General features: G+C 45.0%; 21 protein-coding genes. 12 read left to right on the top strand and 9 right to left on the bottom strand.

Features of this window, described 5'->3' with window-relative positions; genetic code table 11:
• Positions 1 to 2: 2 nt before the first annotated feature.
• On the bottom strand, positions 3 to 1,010 hold the full coding sequence (locus tag VXP95_RS01960; RefSeq protein ID WP_064094868.1) for an AraC family transcriptional regulator: 1,008 nt from the start codon (positions 1,008 to 1,010) through the stop codon (positions 3 to 5).
• Positions 1,011 to 1,240: 230 nt separating this feature from the next.
• Between VXP95_RS01960 and infA the strand changes: the two genes are divergently transcribed.
• The 3 genes from infA (at position 1,241) to VXP95_RS01975 (ending at position 2,520) form a co-directional block, all read left to right on the top strand.
• Positions 1,241 to 1,462, top strand: coding sequence for a translation initiation factor IF-1 (gene infA / locus VXP95_RS01965; protein WP_001284370.1), 222 nt, complete (start codon positions 1,241 to 1,243; stop codon positions 1,460 to 1,462).
• 130 nt (positions 1,463 to 1,592) lie between these two features.
• Positions 1,593 to 1,973: a hypothetical protein gene (locus tag VXP95_RS01970; protein ID WP_416680479.1), complete on the top strand. Its 381-nt coding sequence runs from the start codon at positions 1,593 to 1,595 to the stop codon at positions 1,971 to 1,973.
• Between the two features lie 157 nt (positions 1,974 to 2,130).
• Positions 2,131 to 2,520: a hypothetical protein gene (locus VXP95_RS01975; RefSeq protein WP_416711288.1), complete on the top strand. Its 390-nt coding sequence runs from the start codon at positions 2,131 to 2,133 to the stop codon at positions 2,518 to 2,520.
• A 71-nt stretch (positions 2,521 to 2,591) separates the two neighbouring features.
• On the opposite strand, the gene leuB is transcribed toward VXP95_RS01975, so the two are convergent.
• The 4 genes from leuB to leuC form a co-directional block, all read right to left on the bottom strand.
• Positions 2,592 to 3,671 carry a 3-isopropylmalate dehydrogenase gene (gene leuB / locus VXP95_RS01980; RefSeq protein ID WP_311204565.1) on the bottom strand — a complete coding sequence of 360 codons (1,080 nt, stop codon included), beginning with the start codon at positions 3,669 to 3,671 and terminating at the stop codon, positions 2,592 to 2,594.
• A gap of 42 nt (positions 3,672 to 3,713) precedes the next feature.
• Entirely contained in the window at positions 3,714 to 4,277 is a 564-nt protein-coding gene (locus VXP95_RS01985; protein WP_416680481.1) for a hypothetical protein, read from the bottom strand.
• A gap of 87 nt (positions 4,278 to 4,364) precedes the next feature.
• Positions 4,365 to 5,015, bottom strand: coding sequence for a 3-isopropylmalate dehydratase small subunit (gene leuD, locus VXP95_RS01990; RefSeq protein WP_416680482.1), 651 nt, complete (start codon positions 5,013 to 5,015; stop codon positions 4,365 to 4,367).
• A gap of 21 nt (positions 5,016 to 5,036) precedes the next feature.
• Positions 5,037 to 6,485 (bottom strand): 3-isopropylmalate dehydratase large subunit, encoded by a 1,449-nt coding sequence (gene leuC, locus VXP95_RS01995; protein WP_064094874.1) that lies wholly within the window; start codon positions 6,483 to 6,485, stop codon positions 5,037 to 5,039.
• A 272-nt stretch (positions 6,486 to 6,757) separates the two neighbouring features.
• Between leuC and VXP95_RS02000 the strand changes: the two genes are divergently transcribed.
• The 3 genes from VXP95_RS02000 (at position 6,758) to ovoA (ending at position 10,402) form a co-directional block, all read left to right on the top strand.
• Positions 6,758 to 6,994 carry a DUF2061 domain-containing protein gene (locus tag VXP95_RS02000; RefSeq protein ID WP_005107971.1) on the top strand — a complete coding sequence of 79 codons (237 nt, stop codon included), beginning with the start codon at positions 6,758 to 6,760 and terminating at the stop codon, positions 6,992 to 6,994.
• A 193-nt stretch (positions 6,995 to 7,187) separates the two neighbouring features.
• Positions 7,188 to 8,063: a LysR family transcriptional regulator gene (locus VXP95_RS02005; protein ID WP_064094875.1), complete on the top strand. Its 876-nt coding sequence runs from the start codon at positions 7,188 to 7,190 to the stop codon at positions 8,061 to 8,063.
• Positions 8,064 to 8,227: 164 nt separating this feature from the next.
• A complete protein-coding gene (gene ovoA, locus VXP95_RS02010; RefSeq protein WP_416711289.1) occupies positions 8,228 to 10,402 on the top strand; it encodes a 5-histidylcysteine sulfoxide synthase in 2,175 nt (724 codons plus the stop codon).
• A gap of 43 nt (positions 10,403 to 10,445) precedes the next feature.
• Here ovoA and VXP95_RS02015 read toward each other — a convergent pair whose 3' ends face one another.
• Complete coding sequence (locus VXP95_RS02015) at positions 10,446 to 10,694, bottom strand: DUF2789 family protein (protein ID WP_064094877.1); 249 nt, start codon at positions 10,692 to 10,694, stop codon at positions 10,446 to 10,448.
• A gap of 160 nt (positions 10,695 to 10,854) precedes the next feature.
• Entirely contained in the window at positions 10,855 to 11,505 is a 651-nt protein-coding gene (locus tag VXP95_RS02020; RefSeq protein WP_064102222.1) for an HAD family hydrolase, read from the bottom strand.
• A gap of 182 nt (positions 11,506 to 11,687) precedes the next feature.
• Between VXP95_RS02020 and VXP95_RS02025 the strand changes: the two genes are divergently transcribed.
• From VXP95_RS02025 to VXP95_RS02035, 3 genes are all read left to right on the top strand, one after another.
• A complete protein-coding gene (locus tag VXP95_RS02025) occupies positions 11,688 to 12,170 on the top strand; it encodes an RNA pyrophosphohydrolase (protein ID WP_064094879.1) in 483 nt (160 codons plus the stop codon).
• Positions 12,171 to 12,259: 89 nt separating this feature from the next.
• Complete coding sequence (gene ptsP, locus VXP95_RS02030) at positions 12,260 to 14,557, top strand: phosphoenolpyruvate--protein phosphotransferase (protein ID WP_416705495.1); 2,298 nt, start codon at positions 12,260 to 12,262, stop codon at positions 14,555 to 14,557.
• A gap of 48 nt (positions 14,558 to 14,605) precedes the next feature.
• Entirely contained in the window at positions 14,606 to 15,106 is a 501-nt protein-coding gene (locus VXP95_RS02035) for a hypothetical protein (protein WP_416711291.1), read from the top strand.
• On the opposite strand, the gene VXP95_RS02040 is transcribed toward VXP95_RS02035, so the two are convergent.
• Complete coding sequence (locus tag VXP95_RS02040; protein ID WP_071852341.1) at positions 15,103 to 15,282, bottom strand: DUF7230 family protein; 180 nt, start codon at positions 15,280 to 15,282, stop codon at positions 15,103 to 15,105. The genes VXP95_RS02035 and VXP95_RS02040 overlap by 4 nt on opposite strands.
• 619 nt (positions 15,283 to 15,901) lie before the next feature.
• Between VXP95_RS02040 and VXP95_RS02045 the strand changes: the two genes are divergently transcribed.
• The 3 genes from VXP95_RS02045 (at position 15,902) to VXP95_RS02055 (ending at position 18,349) form a co-directional block, all read left to right on the top strand.
• Entirely contained in the window at positions 15,902 to 17,422 is a 1,521-nt protein-coding gene (locus VXP95_RS02045; protein ID WP_416711292.1) for a catalase, read from the top strand.
• Positions 17,423 to 17,519: 97 nt separating this feature from the next.
• Positions 17,520 to 17,963 (top strand): DCC1-like thiol-disulfide oxidoreductase family protein, encoded by a 444-nt coding sequence (locus VXP95_RS02050; RefSeq protein ID WP_144724174.1) that lies wholly within the window; start codon positions 17,520 to 17,522, stop codon positions 17,961 to 17,963.
• A gap of 47 nt (positions 17,964 to 18,010) precedes the next feature.
• Positions 18,011 to 18,349, top strand: coding sequence for a DoxX-like family protein (locus VXP95_RS02055; RefSeq protein ID WP_416711301.1), 339 nt, complete (start codon positions 18,011 to 18,013; stop codon positions 18,347 to 18,349).
• Positions 18,350 to 18,352: 3 nt separating this feature from the next.
• Here VXP95_RS02055 and VXP95_RS02060 read toward each other — a convergent pair whose 3' ends face one another.
• On the bottom strand, positions 18,353 to 19,408 hold the full coding sequence (locus VXP95_RS02060) for an MBL fold metallo-hydrolase (RefSeq protein ID WP_064094885.1): 1,056 nt from the start codon (positions 19,406 to 19,408) through the stop codon (positions 18,353 to 18,355).
• Positions 19,409 to 19,469: the final 61 nt, after the last annotated feature.

The following is a 19,469-nucleotide window of genomic DNA, read 5'->3' on the forward strand; positions in this document are numbered from 1 at the left end:
TTTTAACGCTGCTTGCGCTTTCTATATTCCACCGGTGTTTCATTGGTCCAGCGCTTAAAAGCCCGGTAGAAGGTGCTTGGCTCGGAAAAACCGGTCAGATACACAATTCGTTCAACACTTTCATTGGTATTTGCCAGTAAACGCTTGGCCAAACGACAGCGATAATCCGACAGAATCTGCTGAAAACTGGTACATGCCTCACTCAGTTGCGTTCTCAACCGCCGTGGCGTGATATTTAGTTGTGCAGCTACAGTTTCCAGCGTGGTGTCCCCACTTTCCAAAGTAGAGCCAATCGCACGGCGCACTTCACCAACCAGGTCATATCGTGCCAGTTCCTGCAGCTTTTCAATGGCCAGTTGCTCATGCAGCTGTAATAGCTCAGGTTCAGCCTGCCATAACGGATATTCCAGAATACTTGGGTCAAAATACAGACGGGTTTCTTTCTGGCCCAGACTCACGGGACACTCGTAAACCCGGAAGTATTCCTCATCAGGAGCTCCTTTGGAAAAATTGAAATCAATATAAATCGGTTCAAAACGCCCTTCAGTAATAAACTTAAAAAACCGGAGTACACCTGACATGGCGCATTCAGTAAAATGACGATTCACCAGACTTTCAGCAAAAGGCTGTTCACCATTGGTTAAATAGCAGCGATCATCTTCGATCACTAACTTGGCAGCAAATGCATCACTGATCAGTCGCTGATAGGCCAAAGCACGTTTCAGTCCTTCACCAAAGTTTTCAGATGAAACAAACAGGTGTTCAATGACCTGACCACGATAAAGTGGCAAGTGCTCACCCAGATGCAATCCAATGTCCGGGTCCTTGCTAACTTCCTCTGCGGCTACCCAGAAGGCATACTGGGCGCTTAGCGGCGTACGGTCATTGGCCTCGACCTGATTTAAAGCAACTCCTGCTTTGGTCAAAAGTTCTTCTGTTGGCAACCCTGCACGACGAATCGCCTGATAGCCCAAACGTAATACGACTGATGCATCCGTTAGCTGACTCACTCAAAAGCCTTCCTTGTATGTACTTCATTTATACTTAAAAAGATTAATTTTAGATTAACTGTGATTGACCAAACTGACAACAGAAACTGGTGTCTTTTTAGTTAAAAAATTATCGTGACAGTTCGCTTATTTTACTGGCAGATGATCAGTCTAACGCCCGTTTCATCTTGTTTTTTACAAAAAAATTGACTATAATTTGCGCCTTCCCAATTTATTCATTCAGGTAGGCTATGGCCAATAAAGAGGAACTCATCGAGTTCGAAGGCGTTGTCACCGAGACGCTTCCTAATACTATGTTCCGTGTACGTTTAGAGAACGGTCACGAAGTGATTGCCCACATCTCTGGTAAAATGCGTAAACACTATATCCGTATTTTAACTGGCGACAGTGTGAAGGTTGAAATGACACCTTATGATTTGACTAAAGGTCGTATCACCTATCGTGCACGCTAAGTTTTAGCGCAAGCAAAAGCCACTGTTAGTGGCTTTTTTTATGACTTTAATTTACCCACGAATAAATCAATTTGACACGGGCTAATAATTTCTGGATTATTCATTTAATTAAAATACATGCATAAAAACAATGAATATGAAGTGCTTAATCCTGCTTTCCAGCTTGTTTCTCGTTGCCTGTGCCACTGGCGGCAATCAGCATCTGCATCAGTCCCTCCAACCCTATGTCGGTCAAACTGCAACACAGGTTCGCAGTCAACTTGATCTTCGTGCCATGGGATTCAAAACCTCGCAGAAACCGATTCAAACCACAGAATCTCTCAGCTACACTATTTTTCGGGATATGAATATTCCAATGGGCACACCGAATATTAGTCAAAGTATTTCAATCGGTGCACCCATGCCACCCCCCTCAAATGGAGGTTATATCATCGAGATGAAATGCCAAATCTGGTTTGACTTGAAAGATGACATTGTTCAGGAGATTCGCTATACCGGCAGAGCTTGCTGACTTTTCTCCAGTTAAGTTCAGAGCCTGTATCGGATTAAATAAAGACATCCAAGCTCATTACGCTACCCCTTTACCGTGTGTCAAATTACAACAATCACCCTGCCATTTTCTGCCTAAACTAGTCTTCAGTCAGTCCTGTGCAGGAGTGAATTATATTATGTTGTTATCTTCTCATCGACTATCCGTGATTCTCCTGGGTGTATGCATCGGCATGACCGGTTGTACACACTCTCCAACCACCACCCCGACTGAACGGGAAGCTTACTTGCAGCAGTTTATTGGTCAAAGCAGTCAGTTTATCGATCAAAATCTGGATCTGAAACGCCTGGGTTATCAACAGGTCAGTGGCCCCATACTCAGCGCCCGGCAATTAAGCTATGTGGTACAACGTCCTATTTCTATTCCTCTGCCTTCAGCAGGGAATGGACCCGTCCCTATCCCTATCAGCCCTGCAGACAGTTATGATGTTGATCTGAAATGTAAAATTACTTTTTTACTAAAAAATAATATTGCAACAGCTGTCCGTACTTCAGGTCGAACCTGTTAATTATTTTCAGATTCGAAATTCCAGCCATTAAAAAACGCAGCCTTGAGCTGCGTTTTTTAATCAAAACTGCCTTAACTTAATGCAGCCACTACCGCTTGACCCATTTCAACCGTACCGACTTTTTGCATGCCTTCAGACATGATATCTGCCGTACGCAAGCCTTGATCCAAGACCTGACCAACTGCATCTTCAATCGCTTTTGCAGCTGCTTCTTCACGGAAGGTATAACGTAGCATCATTGCGACGGAAAGAATCGTCGCTAATGGATTTGCCAAGTTTTGACCGGCGATATCTGGTGCAGAACCATGACAAGGCTCATACATGCCTTTGCCATTTTCATCCAGAGATGCCGATGGCAACATACCGATTGAACCTGTGAGCATCGCTGCTTCATCCGACAAGATATCACCGAACAGATTCGAGGTTACAATCACGTCAAACTGCTTCGGTGCACGTACCAGCTGCATCGCCGCATTATCGACATACATATGCGATAAATTAATTTCAGGATATTCAGCATCTTTTAGCGCAGTCACTGTCTGTTTCCACAGTTCAGTTACTTCAAGCACGTTGGCTTTATCCACTGAACATACTTTACCACCGCGCAAATTGGCCATTTCAAAGGCGACTTTGGCGATACGCTTGATTTCAGACTCTGAATAGACGTCGGTGTTATAGCCTTGCTTCTCGCCATTTTCCAGTTCACGGATACCACGTGGCTGACCGAAGTAAATTCCACCTGTTAATTCACGCACAATCAGAATATCCAGACCTGCGACGATTTCAGGTTTTAAGCTTGAAGCATCAGCCAGTTGCGGATAAAGAATCGCTGGGCGCAAGTTGGCAAACAGGTTCAGTTCACTACGCAATTTCAATAAACCACGTTCCGGACGGATTGAACGCTCAATCGTATCCCATTTTGGACCGCCCACGGCACCCAGTAGAATCGCATCAGCTTTTTTAGCCTGCTCAGACGTTACGTCTGGATACGGTGAACCATGCGCATCAATAGCTGCACCACCGAGCAAGCCCTGTTCCCATGTCAAATCAAGATTAAATTTTTCATTTACACGAGTCAGCACCTGCTCTGCCGCTTTGACAATTTCAGGACCGATACCGTCACCAGCTAAAATCAAAATTTGTTTAGACATGAGATTTTCCGTTTAAAACGTCAGATTCAGACCTGACAGAGGTTAAATTTTCTTTTCTACAAACTCTGCAATCCCGGTGACTGCATTATAGGGTTTGCAAAAACGACGAATGGTTTTTTGCTCTTGTACCAGATCTACGCAGAGCGGATCCGGTGCCGAAGCATTTAATAAACTGCTGCTACGCGCACTACGGTTACGGAACATCTTTAAGCTATAGCGGTTATTGGCATGAAAGCGATGGAATACATGCAAGGTTTCTGCTTTATCCTTACTGATTGGATAAAAACGCACGACCAGTTCATGCTGTCCTGCTGGCACGGATAGATAAACTGGATTGGCCTGATTTAAGTTTTTAGCCTGCAAGCGTACCAGTTTCTGCTTCAATGCTTCAGCACCAATGCGGCCATTGTCGGCATGGACGATAATGGTCTGGTTGAAACGCTCAAACTGGCAATCAGCTGTCCCTGTACAGTAAATCAGGACATTATTTTTGCTCTCAGTACTTGCTTTGGCATGCTTGAGTTTCATCGTGTCAATGCTTTGACATGCAGCCAACATCACCGATACCGTACTTAAAGCAAGCCACTGTTTCCAATAATTCGCCATAATGTCTGTCTTACCCAATCAAAAAACCTAATAATCTTTCGATATTAGCAAGAGCCTCGCAGTCACGCTATGACAATTTTTGCTGATTTATTCGTGAATTTCGGCAAATACCCAAGGGCGTGATTGTTTGGTTTTTTCCTCATAGGCACGGATATCATCCGCTACCTGCAAAGTTAAGCCAATATCATCAAGACCATTCAACAGGCAATGCTTGCGAAATGGATCCACTTCAAACTTAAAGCTTTCGCCCGTAGGGGTACGAACTTCTTGTGCCTGCAAGTCAATGGTCAACTGATAGCCTTCAGCTGCTGCACACTCCTTAAATAACTGCTCAACAATATCTTCAGCCAAAATCACAGGCAACATACCGTTTTTAAAACAGTTATTAAAGAAAATATCAGCAAAGCTTGGCGCAATTACGGTACGGAAACCATATTCGCTCAAAGCCCACGGCGCATGTTCACGGCTAGAACCACATCCAAAGTTGGCACGTGAAATTAAAATAGACGCACCCTGATAACGTGGCTGGTTCAAGACAAAGTCCGGATTGATCGGACGAACTGAATTGTCCTGACCTGGATGACCTTCATCCAGATAACGCAATTCATCAAATAAATTTTCACCGAAACCGGTACGTTTGATCGATTTCAAAAACTGTTTTGGAATAATTAAATCTGTATCGACATTGGCACGGTCTAAAGGTGCAACGATACCTTGTTCAACGGTATAAGCTTTCATGTCTGTGCTCCTACGTACCAATTAAAATGAACGAACATCAACAAAGTGACCTGCAATCGCAGCAGCGGCTGCCATGGCTGGACTCACCAGATGAGTACGACCGCCATTGCCCTGACGACCTTCAAAGTTACGGTTCGAAGTCGACGCACAATGCTCGCCTGGTTGTAACTTGTCGGCATTCATCGCCAGACACATTGAACAGCCGGGTTCACGCCATTCGAAGCCCGCTTCGACAAATACTTTGTCCAGACCTTCCGCTTCTGCCTGGGCTTTGACCAGTCCAGAACCAGGAACCACCATCGCCTGTTTGATTGAAGATGCGACTTTGCGACCTTTAATCACTTCGGCTGCAGCACGGATATCTTCAATACGCGAGTTGGTGCACGAACCGATAAATACACGATCTAACTGGATGTCTGCTAATGCCTGACCTGCATTTAAGCCCATATATTGATAAGCACGGTTCCAGTCATTGCGTTGTACATCATCTTTGGCTTGTTCTAAAGTCGGTACTGCTTGAGAGACCGGAATCACCATCTCAGGGGAAGTACCCCAAGACACTTGTGGCTCGATTTCTTCACCTTGCAATACAACAACCGTGTCAAAGTATGCGTCATCATCTGAATGTAAAGTATTCCAGTAAGCAACAGCCTGATCCCACTGCTCTGCAGTCGGCGCATACGGACGGCCTTTAACATACTCAATAGTTTTTTCATCGACAGCCACCATGCCGACACGGGCACCGGCTTCAATCGCCATGTTGCACACAGTCATACGACCTTCAATAGACATGTCACGGAAGACCTGACCACCAAATTCAATCGCGTGACCAGTACCGCCTGCTGTACCAATTTTGCCAATAATCGCCAAGACCACATCTTTTGGTGTTACGCCCTGACCTAATTTGCCATCAACACGCACCAGCATGTTTTTCATCTTCTTTTGAACCAGGCATTGGGTCGCCAATACATGTTCAACTTCGGATGTCCCGATACCATGCGCCAAACAGCCAAAAGCACCATGGGTTGCCGTATGCGAGTCACCACACACCACGGTCATGCCCGGTAAGGTCAAGCCCTGCTCCGGCCCGACCACATGCGCAATGCCCTGACGGATATCGTTAATATCAAATTCAACAATATTAAAGGTCTTGCAGTTGTCATCCAAGGTTTGCACCTGGATGCGCGAGGTTTCATCCTCAATTCCGGCTACGCCCTGCTCACGCTCTTTTTTCGAGGTCGGTACGTTATGATCCGGTGTAGCAATGTTGGCACTTAAACGCCATGGCTTGCGCCCGGCCAATTGCAACCCTTCAAATGCCTGTGGCGAGGTTACTTCATGCAACAGGTGACGGTCGATATAGAGTAAGGCAGAACCATCGTCACGTTGCGTTACTAAATGGTCATCCCACAACTTGTCATATAGTGTTTTTGCATTTTGCTTTTGTACTGTTTGGGTCTCGCCTGCCATGTCGATATACTCCACTGGACTGGGTAAATTCTTTCTCTGATTTTGATTATATCGCTGCAATCACATAAATCTAATTTATCATTTTTATTAGTTAAAAAACTTTTTGGAATATTTTAAAAAGTGAATTAAATCAGACTTTCAGATTATTTCTATTTACTTCTATAAATCTAATTTTCCGATCATTTTATAAAAAATATTCGTTTTTACAAATTAAATGAGAATTATTATTATTTATTCATCGGCAGAGATAACTTATTTCGAGGAACTTCGACATGGCACATATTCAACGTTTTGTAGACAACAATCAGCGCATGTTTAAAAAGACTTTCAGCTATTACATCATGCACATTACTGTGGCGATGATTGTGGGCTACTTGGTGACCGGCAGTTTAACCATGGCCATTGCCTTGAGTTTGTTAGAACCCACCGTACAAGCAGTTGCTTTCTTCTTTCATGAAAAAATCTGGGAGCGTAATAACCAACAGCAGAATGAGGACATTACCGTCTAAGATCTTCTGTCGGGGTTCCTGATGAAAGACCGTCTGCAGAGGCGGTCTTTTTTTTAACTTCTTAAAAATACAATACGTTGAAAACGTTTAGTAATTCAGCAACCTAATATAAATAAACTAATTTTACTTTGATTTATTCTTAAAATATAACAATAATAACCTTAAGCATAAAAATTCTTTATAGGTGATTAAGATGAATCTCGCAGCCTTTGAAGCCTTTGTAAAAGTCATGGAAACCGGTTCGATATCTCTGGCTGCAGATCAGCTTTTTATTACCCAGCCTGCCGTCACCAAACGTATTCACAGTCTGGAAGAATACTTTGGAGTCAAACTGTTTGAATCTGCCGGACGTGGCGTACAGGCCACCCATGCGGCACATTCCCTGTTGCCTAAAGTGAAAAACTGGCTGAACGAGCTCGGTGATATTCATTATACCTTGAGCCATGAACAGGCTCTGGTACAGGGTAAACTGAAAATTGGTACCAGTCATCATATTGGCCTGCATCATCTTCCGAGCCATTTGCGCCGTTATGTCCAAGCCTATCCGGACGTGACCCTGGATGTGCATTTTGTCGATTCCGAACAGGCACATGAACAGGTGATTGCCGGTGATCTGGAACTGGCATTTTTAACCCTGCCGCCACGGGGTGATGCACGCCTGAATTACGTGACCATCTGGAATGATCCTCTGGTCTTTGTGGTGGCACCGTTTCATCCGCTGGCACAGCAAAAAAATCTGTCTCTGGAAGATTTGCTCGAATATCCAAGCCTGTTGCCCTCTTCACAAACTTATACCTCGCAGATCACCTTGGCAGAGTTTGAAAAACAGGGTATTAAACCGAAAGTCAGCATGAGTAACAATCCGCTGGAATCGATCCGGATGCTGGTATCGATTGGTTTGGGCTGGTCTGTGCTACCAAAAACTTTAGTAAATCATGACCTGCACCAACTAGACATTAATCTGGAAATGAACCGCCGTTTGGGCATGGTCTGGCATCCTGGTCGTACGCAGTCCAAAGCGGCACAGGCTCTGGTTCAGCTCATGCAAGACAGTGCTCTGCCTATTTAGCCTATTTAAGTTAAGCTGTAGCTGAACATGCTGCATCAAGCACGATGCAGCATTTTGTTACCTAAATACCCCCCATTTGGCGATATCTTTCGAGTATTTTTAAGACAATTCCATTCTTTTGCGATGCAGAAGGATGCTTAAAACTATTCCATGGAGCCTGACGGATGCAGCTCGATTTTGCCTTAAAACCCCATTCTAAAGATAAAAAAAGTACCAGCAGCCCATGGCTTTCGGCTAAACCGATGCTGCTACCCACGCCGGCGCTTGATTTTGCCGATGAACAGACCGCCCGACAGCACTTACGTGAATATTTTCTGAATACTTTTGACACCTATGAGCAACTGTTTGAATGTCTCAAGCATGAAGATGCTTTTTTCATTAAACCGATTACCTTACGTCATCCGCTGATTTTTTATTTTGCGCATACTGCCACTTTTTTTGTCAACAAACTGCTGCTCAGCAAACTGATCAGCGAACGCCTGAATCCGCATTTTGAAAGTATTTTTGCAATCGGTGTGGACGAGATGAGCTGGGATGATCTGGATAAAGTACATTATGACTGGCCCAGTGTGCAGGAAGTCCGCAATTATCGTCATCAGGTGCGTGCCCTGATCTTGAACATTCTTGAACATGCCCCATTGACTCTGCCCTTAAACTGGCAAAATCCCTGGTGGACCATCATCATGGGCATTGAGCATGAACGGATTCATCTGGAAACTTCTTCCGTACTGATCCGCCAGCATGCTCTGGAACATGTACGCCAGCATCCGCAGTGGCGTGCCAATATCATTACCGGCATGGCTCCGGATAACAGCTTGCTGCCTGTGCCTGAAGGTGAGATCCATCTAAAGAAAGATTTTAACGATCCATTTTATGGCTGGGACAATGAATACGGCCAGCATAAAGCGCAGGTAGCGGCTTTTGCAGCTTCCAAATATCTGGTATCCAATCAGGAATTTCTGGCTTTTGTCGAAGCTGGTGGCTATCAGATCGAACACTACTGGAATGAAGAAGGTCTAGGCTGGCTGCAATTTTCCCAAGCTGCTTACCCCTGTTTTTGGCGCAGAACTGAATCGGGCTGGTCACTGCGACTGATGCTGGAAGAGGTACCGATGCCTTGGGATTGGCCTGTAGAAGTGAATTATCATGAAGCCAAGGCCTTTTGCCAGTGGAAATCGCAACAGCTGGGGAAAAATATTCGCTTGCCGACCGAAGACGAATGGTATCGCCTGTATGCGATTTCAGACCTGGATCCACATTTACCAAGTCCTGAACAGGCCAATATCGAGTTGAAATACGGCACCAGCTCCTGTCCGGTGGATCATTTCAAGCAGGGTGATTTTTACGATATTCAGGGCAATGTCTGGCAGTGGACTGAAACCCCGATCTATCCATTTCAGGGTTTTCAGGTGCATCCGTTTTATGATGATTTCAGTACACCGACCTTTGACGGTCGCCATAACCTGATGAAAGGTGGCTCCTGGATTTCGGCGGGCAATGAAGCTTTATATAGTTCCCGCTACGCCTTCAGACGGCATTTCTTCCAGCATGCCGGTTTTCGCTACGTCGCCTCTGATCAGGCACTGCAACATTTCCCTTCGAACTATGAAAGCGACCAGCTGGTCTCCCAATATCTGGAGTTTCAGTATGGCACTGAATATTTTGGTGTCACCAATTTTGCCAAAACACTGGTCCATCTGGCGCAACCTTATTTTCAGCAAACCCCATGTCATCGTGCCTTAGATATTGGCTGTGCCACCGGCCGCGCCAGCTTTGAACTGGCACGCTATTTTGATCAGGTGACCGGTCTGGACTTTTCTGCACGCTTTATTCAGCAGGCAGTTTATTTGGCCCAAGGCGACAGAGTACGTTATCAACTGCCACTAGAAGGTGAATTAAGCGAAGAAAAAAGCTGTTCACTTGAAGATGTCGCTTTGGATCAGTTTGCATCTAAAACGGAATTTTTTCAGGCTGATGCCTGCAATCTTAAAGCACATTTTAGCGGCTATGATTTTATTCTGGCAGCAAATCTGATTGACCGGTTACATCATCCGAAAGACTTTTTGGCGCAGATTCATGAGCGTATCAATATGGGGGGTATTTTAATGTTGAGCTCGCCCTATACCTGGCTGGAAGAACATACGGCGCGTAGTGAATGGCTGGGTGGTTTTCAGCAGGATGGGGAAAATATTACGACCTTGGCAGGTATAACCAATATCTTAACCCAGCACTTTGAATTGGTGGCCGAGCCACAGGATGTGCCTTTTGTGATTCGGGAAACGGCCAGAAAGTATCAACACACGCTGTCACAAGTCACCATCTGGAGAAAGATTCGCTAAAAGTGATGACCTAAAAAAGCCAATCATAGGATTGGCTTTTTAATTATCCTTCAATGGTTGAGTTTTCATGTAAGGATTCATTGAGTTGATCTACCACAATCGCCCATTCGCCATCAGAGGCTATTTTCTCGCTTAAAAATTGACGTTGTGCTTCTGACCAATACGGCGCATCCAGTAAAGTCAGGTCTTTATGCAATTGATGCTCGTGAATAAATGTTGCAATACCTTCTGCACTGGCATCCAGGCCAAGCTGCTGGAACAGATGTGTCATACGCGGTCGAACGTGAGTCATATCTTATACCTCAGAGTTTACTATTGTTATCATGTCCTGTTGTTTGAGCATAGCATGCCTGATTCGGCCGGACTGTAAAAAACATTAATATTCCATTGAGGCAAATAAAAAGCACAACCGAAGTTGTGCTAAATAAATCACATTAATAAAGCTGGACTAGTTAGATCGACCAGTCCTGTATTTCCCAACCCTGCTCCTTCGCCAGAGTTTCCAAACGCTCATCCGGATTGACGGCAATGGCATGATCCGCATATTCCAGCAAGAAACGATCATTAATTGAATCTGAATAGGCCCAAGACTCGGTTACGTCACGGCCTTCCAGCCACTGTTCCAGTCGCACCAGCTTGCCTTGCTGATAGCACGCGGTATTGATGACTTTACCGGTATATTTCCCATCAATGACTTCAGCATTGGTGGCAATAATTTCAGTAATTCCGAATTCACGAAAAATCGGTGCGGTAATAAAGTCTGAAGTCGCGGTAATTCCCACTAAGGCATGCCCTGCTTCACGGTGGCGCTCAATGGCTTTAAAACCTTCAGGACGCATTTGTGGACGAATGACTTTTTGCATGAACAGTTGATGTAATTCAACCAGATAATCATTGTCATGTTGGGTTAGAAACTGGAATACAAATTCATTATAGGCATAAGGATCCAGCTGGCCTTTTTTATAATCATCATAGAACTTGTCATTCATGGCACGGTGCTGAACTGGATCGACCAGGCCCTCGCTGACCAAAAACTCTCCCCAGGAATGATCCGAATCCGTGTTTAACAAGGTGTGATCGAGATCAAATAGCGCCAATTTCATGAAAATACTCGTTAAAACTGAAATTTAAGAAAAAAATTGTAAATCTATCTCCGCTAGTCGATAGAAATTCGTTAAGATCATAGCAATTTTAACATTTTTAAACTTTGCTTTTTTCGAGTTGGATAACGAAATAATGCTCCCCGATGGCAAAGGCATAAATTAAACAATTTTTAGGTAGCCAAATGATCGACTCTGAAGGTTTCCGACCGAATGTCGGGATCATTTTGGCAAACGATGCTGGACAGGTTTTATGGGCAAAACGCATTGGTCATAATGCATGGCAATTTCCACAAGGAGGTATCCAGTATGGAGAAACCCCTGAACAGGCACTCTATCGTGAGCTGAGAGAAGAAATTGGCTTACTGCCCGAACACGTCCAGATTATTGCGCAAACCAAAGGCTGGTTGCGCTATCGTTTGCCGCATCGATACATTCGTACGGATTCCGATCCGGTCTGTATTGGTCAAAAACAAAAGTGGTTTTTACTCAAACTGACGGCCCCGGCACAGAATATTCAGTTGAATCTGTCTGATCCGCCCGAATTTGATCAATGGCAATGGGTCAGTTACTGGTATCCACTTGGTCAAGTCGTGAATTTCAAACGTGATGTTTATCGTAAAGCCTTGGTGGAATTGTGTCAGCAACTTCCACAGCAAAAACCTTAAAAAATCGCATAAATAATGCAGATTTTTTACTTGGCTATTGTTATAAATAAACTTAATTACTGAAATTCTGAATTGATGGAGCAGACCTTATGTCGAATATGCAGCTGGACACCTTGAGACGTATTGTTCAGGAGATCAATGCGTCCACCAGTTTGCATGAATCACTTGACATCATGGTCAATCATGTAGCCGAAGCCATGCAGGTTGATGTCTGCTCGATTTATCTCCTCGATGAACGCAATCAGCGCTATCTACTCATGGCATCTAAGGGCCTGAATGCGGAATCCGTCGGCCATGTATCCTTGCAGACAGGGGAAGGGCTGGTAGGGCTGGTAGGCCAGCGTGAAGAAATTGTCAATCTGGACAATGCTCCTAAACATGAACGGTTCCTGTTTTTGCCAGAAACCGGTGAAGAGCTTTATAACTCTTTTCTTGGCGTTCCAGTCATGTACCGTCGCAAGGTCATGGGCGTACTGGTTGTTCAAAACAAGGAGCCACAGGATTTTTCCGAAGCTGCCGAATCTTTTCTGGTTACGCTCTGTGCCCAGCTTTCAGGCGTAATTGCGCATGCCCATGCGGTCGGCAATATTGATGTATTCCGTAAACCGAGTAACCTGCCTGCCTATAAAACCTTTCAGGGGGTTTCCGGTTCAGGGGGTATTGCCTTAGGCCGTGCAGTGATTCTTTATCCGCCAGCGGATCTGACTGCCGTACCGGAACGTGAAGCCGACGATATCAGTGAAGAACTAATGTTATTGGATAGCGCGCTGAATTCAGTCCGTGAAGAAATTCAGTGGCTGGATGACAAGATGCAGGATGCACTCATGGCTGAAGAGCGCGCACTGTTTAGTGTGTTCTTGCGGATGCTGGATGAAAATGCACTGCCTGCAGAAATCAAGGCTTTTATCCGTGAAGGCCACTGGGCACAAGGCGCGGTGCGGATTGTCATTGACAATCATGTGGCACAATTTTCCCAGATGGAAGATGATTATTTACGTGAGCGGGTGGCAGACCTGAAAGATCTGGGCCGCCGTATTCTGGCCCGTTTACAGGAAGCAGATGCCAGTCACCGTGAACTGACCGATGAAAGCATCCTGATTGGTGAAGAAATTTCGACGGCAGCACTAGTTGAATTACCAGTAGATAAAATTGCCGCAATTGTCACCACTGAAGGTGCCATGAACTCACATATGGTGATTGTAGCGCGTGCTCTCGGTATTCCGACTGTGGTCGGCGTAACCGAACTGCCAATCAATACCCTCGATGATGTGGAAATGATTGTCGATGCGCATCAGGGCCGGGTCTTTATTAATCCGCCACGTCGCCTGCGCAGTCGCTATAAAGAAATTCAAAAAGAAGAAGAACAGATTGCTAAAGATCTGCGCCAGTACGAAACCAAAGATGCGATTACCCCGGATGGCGTGGCGGTCAAACTATACGTCAACACCGGTCTGATGATTGATGTGGTGCGTGGTGTGCAGCGTGGTGCCAAAGGTGTCGGTTTATACCGTTCTGAAATTCCGTTTATGTTACGTGACCGCTTCCCGGGCGAGGAAGAACAACGTGCGATTTATCGCCAGCAACTCAGTCACTTTGCCAATAAACCGGTAGTGATGCGGACTCTGGACATTGGTGCAGACAAAGACCTGCCGTATTTCTCGATTGAAGAAGAAAATTCGGCACTCGGCTGGCGTGGCATCCGTTTTACCCTGGACCATCCGGAAATTTTTTCTTCACAGATTCGCGCCATGCTCAAAGCCAGTATCGGACTGAATAACCTGCATATTCTGCTGCCGATGGTGACCAGTGTCAGTGAAGTCGAAGAAGCGCTCTACCTGCTGGAACGTGATCATGCGGCGATTCAGGAAGAGGAACAGGTCAAGGTAAACAAGCCTAAACTCGGTATTATGGTGGAAGTTCCCAGCGTGCTATATCAGATTGATGAATTTTCCGAACTGGTCGATTTCTTCTCGGTCGGCTCCAACGATCTGACCCAATATCTGTTGGCCGTCGACCGTAATAATCCACGGGTGGCCAATGTCTATTCACACCTGCACCCTGCAGTAATGCGTGCCCTGACCCGTCTGGTGCAGGACTGTCATCGCAATGAAAAACCGGTCAGTATCTGCGGGGAAATGGCGGGTGATCCGCTGTCTGCCGTTTTACTCATGGCCATGGGCTTTAATACCCTGTCGATGAGTTCAAGTAATATTCTGCGGGTTCGTAAAACCATTTGTCATGTTCCGATGAGTGATGCACAGGAATTGCTACAACATGTGTTAAAAATGGACAATCCACTCATGGTAAAAAGCTGGTTAGAATATTATTTCAGAACTCATGGTCTGGGAGATATAGTGAAATCAGCCACGCGTATGGTAGGTGCTTAATACGGGGCTTTTCCAGCCCCCTCACTCTCGACATTGGTGGAGGTGGTTATGGAATTTCTGGTCATTCTGTTCATGGTAGCTGTGGTGTTCTATATTGTTATTATTGCACCTGCCTTAAAAGCCCGAAAAAATACTGATGATTCGTATTCATCTCGCTCCCGCCCTGCCAGCAATCGGACCAGCAACTCTACCGAACGGCCTAAAATGTCGCCACTACTGGGCATTGAAATTTCGGCATCGCAACGACGGCGTTTAGGCCGACATGACCCGTCCGTGATGGCCGCCAAACTTTATCAGCAACAAAAACATCAATTTGCCAGTTTTCAACAGGCCAGGCCGCAGCCTCATTCCCCTCACCCTGAAGCGCCTGTTCACACCAGACTACATAAACTTTTCAGTGATTTAATCACGGATGAATCTTCAACCCAGTCCCGTCGTCCAAATCAATATTCACAAACCCGTCGTACCCGGCCAGTCGCCCCGCTTTCTCCACTCAAATCCAACCCCAAACAGCCACCACATCGCCCCCAACCACCTTATAAACCTTAAGCTGCCATTAAAAAAGGGCGATCTTCCATGGAATATCGCCCTTGTCTGTGCTTGCTGTAGCCACGTTTTGCATTTTTCTTTCGGTCTACAAAGACCTGGCTTTTGTTGACTTCATGCATGTGTTTTGCCACAAAATTGTGGATCACTACCTGCTCGGCTGTTTTTTTCTTGGCCATCTTGCTCTCTATATCATTTGGAAGAAGGAGTGAGATAATTATAGGGCCGGCTGACTAATTTTCAAGCATATTTGCCAATGCTTTTTCAAAAATAAAGCCCATTTAGCCAGGATTTTCTATATGCAAAAATGGGAGTTATAGCCAGAAAACACCCTTATTTCATTCATTATTTTTATGGGTTTCTTCAGCCAAACAAAACTCGATTAAAAAAACGTTTAAAATAAATCAGTTATAAAATTTATTTTAAACAATACTATTCACTTATTATTTTTATCCTTTGATAAAAACATATTATCGACTTAGATATTGTTATTTTCGTTTAATCCCATTCATTATTCGAGTTATTCAAAATATATAGAATTTGATATTGTCACAGAGTGGAAAACCCGTTACTTTTTAAGAGTAACCATTTAATTTTCAACATTTTAAACTTTATTAAATTTAAAAATATTTTTTGAGTGAGCTCACTCAATTATACCCTGAATTCCGTTTTGTGCTGTAACACCCTTTATTTAAAGATATTGTAAATATAGCGAAACCTGATCTGATTAGCATATATCTCAATATTTTATGAATACTAGGTAAACGACATAAGATATTCAAAACTTGGAGAGGAAAGATGAGCCAAGATTTTAAAAAATGCCCTGTCACCCACCTGACTACTGAGGCTGGGGCACCTGTGGTCGACAACCAGAACAGTATGACGGCAGGTGCGCGTGGACCTTTACTTGCCCAGGATTTATGGCTGAATGAAAAACTGGCCAACTTTGTCCGCGAAGTGATTCCAGAGCGTCGTATGCATGCCAAAGGTTCAGGTGCTTTTGGTACCTTTACCGTGACCAATGATATTACCCAATATAGCCGCGCTAAAATTTTCTCTGAAGTCGGCAAAAAAACCGAAATGTTTGCCCGTTTCTCAACAGTGGCGGGTGAACGTGGTGCGGCCGATGCGGAACGCGATATTCGCGGTTTTGCCTTAAAATTCTATACTGAAGAAGGCAATTGGGATCTGGTCGGCAATAACACCCCGGTGTTTTTCCTGCGGGATGCGCGCAAGTTCCCTGACCTGAATAAAGCAGTCAAACGTGATCCGAAAACCAACAAGCGCAGTGCCACCAATAATTGGGATTTCTGGACATTACTGCCTGAAGCCTTACATCAAGTGACTATTGTCATGTCAGACCGCGGGATTCCGGCCGGCTACCGTCATATGCATGGTTTTGGCAGTCATACCTTCAGTTTTATCAATGCCAAGAATGAACGTTTCTGGGTAAAATTCCATATGCGTACCCAGCAAGGTATCCAGAACCTGACCGATGCTGAAGCTGAAGCCTTAATCGCCAAAGACCGTGAAAGCAGCCAGACTGACCTGTTTGATGCCATCGAACGTGGTGACTATCCAAAATGGAAAATGTACGTTCAGGTCATGCCGGAACTGGAAGCTGAAACAGTGCCTTATCATCCGTTTGACCTGACCAAAGTCTGGCCGAAAGGCGATTATCCACTGATTGAAGTCGGTGAATTCGAGCTGAACCGCAATCCGGAGAACTATTTCCAGGATGTGGAACAGGCCACCTTTGCACCAAGCAATCTGGTACCAGGTATCAGCTATTCACCAGACCGTATGTTACAGGCACGTTTAGTGAACTATGCCGATGCAGCGCGCTACCGTGTAGGAGTAAATCATTCACAGGTTCCAGTCAATGCGGCACGTTGTCCTGTACATTCGAACCGCCGTGATGGTCAAGGCCGCATGGATGGCAACTATGGTTCATTGCCGCATTACGAGCCAAACAGTTTTAGCCAGTGGCAGGAGCAGCCGGAATTCAGGGAACCGCCACTAAAAATTACCGGAGATGCCGATTTCTGGGATTTTCGTGAAGATGACAGTGATTACTTCAGCCAACCTCGTGCCCTGTTCAATCTAATGAATGACCAGCAGAAACAGGCGCTGTTCAATAATACGGCTAGAGCAATGGGCGATGCCCTGGATTTCATCAAATACCGTCACATCCGCAACTGTTATCATTGTGATCCCGCTTACGGTGAAGGCGTAGCACAAGCACTGGGGATGACTGTAGCAGATGCTCAAGCGGCTCGTGAAAGCGACCCAGCCAAAGGGCTACCTAGTTTCATCTAAGCCACTTTAGATATGTATAGAAAAACCACCTTCGGGTGGTTTTTTATTGCGGTATCCAGCACTATAGAAGCAAGCTCATACAAAAAGAAATACCAGAATGCATCCAAATATTGAAGACATCATTCAACAGCACGACATCATTGTGTTTGATGCCGTTTGCGTGATCTGTAATGGCTGGGCACGATTTTTAATTCAATACGATAAAAAAATACAGTTTAAACTGGTCTCTGCCCAATCTCCTTTAGGTATTGCCCTGCTTGAGCACTATCAGATGTCCACTGAACATTACACCACCATGCTTGTCATCCGAGATGGCACACTCTATACCGAATCGACTGCATTACTGAAGGCGCTGCAACATCTCGGTTTTCCATTTAATTTAATGAGCGCAGGTTATTTGGTTCCGCGTTTTATCCGGGATTTTCTGTATCGTGTGATCGCTTTAAATCGCTACACGCTATTCGGCAAAACTGAATATTGCCTGATCCCCTCCGGCGAAAATAAACGCCATTTTCTGGAAAATGCGCTTCGTGAATCCTAAGCCCGTTTTCAATCAGGTACTGTTGTAGCATTGGGCTAAGTTTGGCAATGCTCTGGTTCTATCAAGGACTGATTCCAAAAATTCTGTTCCAGTCCCCTGCTGAAATCACAATCTGGCAAAATATGGGTTTTGAGCTGGCATTTGCCCAGACCTTGGTGGGCTTTTCTGGGGGATGTGAAATGCTGTGGGGTTTATGCTTTCTGAAATGGAACAGATCAATTCTATTGCATGGATTAAATATCATGGGACTTGCAGGATTACTACTGCTGATTGCACTTACCGTACCTTTACAACTCACTGCGGCATTCAATCCCGTGGTGATGAATATCGCCATGCTTATGCTTTCTGTAGTGGCTATTCAACTCATTTGGCAAGAACAAGCATAGCGTTTAGACAATAATCCGTTTGCCTTCACGTATGCAGTAAAACGGATTAATTAACTTGGAGGAATGCTTGATAATCTCATGCAAGTCATGCTCTGGTGCATCACGGTCTTCATCAGTCAGCTGAAAAGTGCGGTAATGAATGGCCAGTGAGCATTTGGCCTGCAAATCGTGATGGGCATGATAAGCATCTTCCGGATTCATGTGAATCGCGCGCATCAGTTCACGTGGCTCATACGCACCAATTGGCAGCAAGGCGATCCGCGGCGCACCTAAACGTTTGCGGATTTCTTTAAAATGGGAAGCATAGCCACTATCTCCGGCAAAGAAACAATGCTCCTTGCCATGCAATAAAGAAAAACCTCCCCAGAGGGCACAGTTCTGATCGCGTATGCCGCGCCCAGAAGCATGTTGCGCCGGTGTATAGACAATCCTGATCTCTTCAAAAAAGGCGTTTTCCCACCAGTCCATTTCATGCACGGTATAATGTTCTGGCAAATACCAGGCATTGCCCAGTCCTGTATAAATCGGCATCTGAAAAGTCGTATGCAGCCATTCCAGACTGGCCAGATCCATATGATCATAGTGGTTATGGCTCAGCAACACAGCATCAATATGGGGTAGTTCATCCAGGGCAATACCTGCCGGAATGACGCGCTGTGGCCCGGTAGATGCAGAAGGACCAGCATATTCGCCCCAGACCGGATCGGTCAGGAAATTATAAGGTCCAATCTGAATGAGTACGGTGGCATGACCAATAAACCAGATTTGCCAGTCATCTAGGGGAGCATCAGGACGATGCTGCGGCAAAGCACGTGGACGTGCAAAAAACTCGGCACGCTCCTCATCAAGGTTGACTTGCCAGGTACTGGATTTTCGGGTAACCAGCCATTTATATAAATCAAAACGACTGCGCGATAATGGGGAATATTCCAGATTATGAAAGCGTTGACCATCAAAATGATCGGAATGCAGATACTCAAATACCGGCTTAGACCAGACATGTTTCCAGCTGGACTGTGTGGGTAACTGAAATTTTTTAGTTTTAAAAAAATCTTGCATAAATATCCACTATTTATTATTCGTTATATGCAAGTTAGCTACCGCTTGAAATCGTCAAGTG

This window comes from Acinetobacter sp. 226, from assembly GCF_048147925.1.
GTDB lineage: Bacteria > Pseudomonadota > Gammaproteobacteria > Pseudomonadales > Moraxellaceae > Acinetobacter > Acinetobacter pecorum.

Bases quoted from the DNA above. Each gene is read 5' to 3' on its own strand.
- infA (WP_001284370.1), top strand. From the start codon at position 1,241: ATGGCCAATAAAGAGGAACTCATCGAGTTCGAAGGCGTTGTCACCGAG.
- VXP95_RS01970 (WP_416680479.1), top strand. From the start codon at position 1,593: ATGAATATGAAGTGCTTAATCCTGCTTTCCAGCTTGTTTCTCGTTGCC.
- VXP95_RS01975 (WP_416711288.1), top strand. From the start codon at position 2,131: ATGTTGTTATCTTCTCATCGACTATCCGTGATTCTCCTGGGTGTATGC.
- leuB (WP_311204565.1), bottom strand. From the start codon at position 3,671: ATGTCTAAACAAATTTTGATTTTAGCTGGTGACGGTATCGGTCCTGAA.
- VXP95_RS01985 (WP_416680481.1), bottom strand. From the start codon at position 4,277: ATGGCGAATTATTGGAAACAGTGGCTTGCTTTAAGTACGGTATCGGTG.
- leuD (WP_416680482.1), bottom strand. From the start codon at position 5,015: ATGAAAGCTTATACCGTTGAACAAGGTATCGTTGCACCTTTAGACCGT.
- leuC (WP_064094874.1), bottom strand. From the start codon at position 6,485: ATGGCAGGCGAGACCCAAACAGTACAAAAGCAAAATGCAAAAACACTA.
- VXP95_RS02000 (WP_005107971.1), top strand. From the start codon at position 6,758: ATGGCACATATTCAACGTTTTGTAGACAACAATCAGCGCATGTTTAAA.
- VXP95_RS02005 (WP_064094875.1), top strand. From the start codon at position 7,188: ATGAATCTCGCAGCCTTTGAAGCCTTTGTAAAAGTCATGGAAACCGGT.
- ovoA (WP_416711289.1), top strand. From the start codon at position 8,228: ATGCAGCTCGATTTTGCCTTAAAACCCCATTCTAAAGATAAAAAAAGT.
- VXP95_RS02015 (WP_064094877.1), bottom strand. From the start codon at position 10,694: ATGACTCACGTTCGACCGCGTATGACACATCTGTTCCAGCAGCTTGGC.
- VXP95_RS02020 (WP_064102222.1), bottom strand. From the start codon at position 11,505: ATGAAATTGGCGCTATTTGATCTCGATCACACCTTGTTAAACACGGAT.
- VXP95_RS02025 (WP_064094879.1), top strand. From the start codon at position 11,688: ATGATCGACTCTGAAGGTTTCCGACCGAATGTCGGGATCATTTTGGCA.
- ptsP (WP_416705495.1), top strand. From the start codon at position 12,260: ATGTCGAATATGCAGCTGGACACCTTGAGACGTATTGTTCAGGAGATC.
- VXP95_RS02035 (WP_416711291.1), top strand. From the start codon at position 14,606: ATGGAATTTCTGGTCATTCTGTTCATGGTAGCTGTGGTGTTCTATATT.
- VXP95_RS02040 (WP_071852341.1), bottom strand. From the start codon at position 15,282: ATGGCCAAGAAAAAAACAGCCGAGCAGGTAGTGATCCACAATTTTGTG.
- VXP95_RS02045 (WP_416711292.1), top strand. From the start codon at position 15,902: ATGAGCCAAGATTTTAAAAAATGCCCTGTCACCCACCTGACTACTGAG.
- VXP95_RS02050 (WP_144724174.1), top strand. From the start codon at position 17,520: ATGCATCCAAATATTGAAGACATCATTCAACAGCACGACATCATTGTG.
- VXP95_RS02055 (WP_416711301.1), top strand. From the start codon at position 18,011: ATGCTCTGGTTCTATCAAGGACTGATTCCAAAAATTCTGTTCCAGTCC.
- VXP95_RS02060 (WP_064094885.1), bottom strand. From the start codon at position 19,408: ATGCAAGATTTTTTTAAAACTAAAAAATTTCAGTTACCCACACAGTCC.